At 34.6% G+C, this 1,653-nt stretch carries 1 pseudogene; it reads left to right on the forward strand.

Going from position 1 to position 1,653, the window contains the following annotated elements:
• Positions 1-350: 350 nt before the first annotated feature.
• Positions 351-1,653 (forward strand): annotated as a pseudogene (locus tag D5R40_RS32800) (glycoside hydrolase family 38 N-terminal domain-containing protein); the annotation flags it as partial.

Raw genomic sequence — 1,653 nt, forward strand, 5'->3', positions numbered from 1 at the left:
CACTGCACTTTTTACCGATAGCTATATATAGATGAGCGATCGCTTATATCTCTCTATCTATAGTTATCAGTAAAAAGTGTGGCGTTTTTAGTTGAATAAATAGTCATGCGTAGGGGCGAACAAATCCCAATACATAAATTTTCTCACAATTTTTTGGGGAATGCAAGACTAAAAACCTCACAGATTTTTTTGAGCTTCACAAAATGTTTTCTTTAACTCCATTGAAACGAATATTTTCCCTATCTTCTCAGTTGAGTGGAGCGATAGCTTATATCCTATCTATTCTTCTTCCTTCTTTCTTCTGCTATATACTCTTTCTAAACATTCAATAATCAACAAATCAAAACTTTATGCAATTTTCTATTAGAGAAATTTCAACAACTATAGAAAAACTACGAAAACTAACCCAAGTAGATATTCAAAGACAATGGCGATGTCAGCAAAGAGATATACCTTTAACCGCACTTGAAAATTTAGATACTTGGGAATTAGCCGTAACAAATGAGAGAAAACATATTGCCTGGAAAAAAGGTAAACAGATTTTATGGTTAGGGCAAAAATTGATAATTCCCTCACACTTAAACAACTATTTTTTAGCTGATTTATCTTTAAAATTAAGTTTAACTTGGTGGGCTGAATCTGCGGAAATTTATGTAAATGGAAAATTAGTACAAACAGGAGATTTATTTGACTGTTCGAGTCGAATTTTACTAACTCCAAAGGCAATGGTTGGGGAGACTTTTTTAATTGGGATTAAGTTGGTAAGTCCGGTACATGACTGGGGAGCTTTAGTAAAGTCTTGGTGCGTGTATGAAAATGTGGATAATTATCAGCTAGACCCTGGTTTATTGGCAGATGAGTTAGAAATTTTAGTTGAATATTTGGCAAAAGTTGAGACTGAGAATGACTTAGATATAGAAAGAATAAAATATGCGGTAAATTTGATAGATTGGCAGTCAGTTGGAGAGAGGGAAAAGTTTGAAGAGTGTCTGATAAAAGTTAATGCTGAAATAGTCAAAATTTCTGAGAAGTATATTAATAGTTTAAAACTGAAATTATTGGGTCATGCTCATTTAGATTTAGCTTGGTTATGGGATGTCAAAGAAACTTGGGAAGTGGCGCAACGAACTTTTGAGTCTGTATTGAATTTACAACAAGATTTTCCGGAACTTATTTTCTGTCATTCGACTCCGGCACTATATGAATGGATAGAAATAAATAGACCAGATTTATTTAATAGAATTAAAGCGCAAGTAGAGTTGGGAAAGTGGGAGTTTGTTGGGGGTTTGTGGGTAGAACCAGAGTTAAATACTGTGAGTGGGGAATCAATTGTTCGTCAGGTTTTATATGGTCAAGGTTATTTTTGGGATAAGTTTGGCCATATAAAACCTGACGAATAATTGATTTCCTACTCAGAGTTAAATACTGTGAGTGGGGAATCAATTGTTCGTCAGGTTTTATATGGTCAAGGTTATTTTTGGGATAAGTTTGGCAGATTTTCTCTTGTAGCTTGGTTGCCGGATAGTTTTGGTTTTTGTTGGCAACTTCCACAAATTCTTCAGGGTGGGGGTATGGAATATTTTGTGACTCAAAAGTTGCGTTGGAATGATTTTATGGAGTTTCCTTTTGAGGTTTTTTGGTGGGAAGGTTTGG

Source organism: Okeania hirsuta (assembly GCF_003838195.1).
In the GTDB taxonomy this organism is placed as follows: Bacteria; Cyanobacteriota; Cyanobacteriia; order Cyanobacteriales; family Microcoleaceae; genus Okeania; species Okeania hirsuta.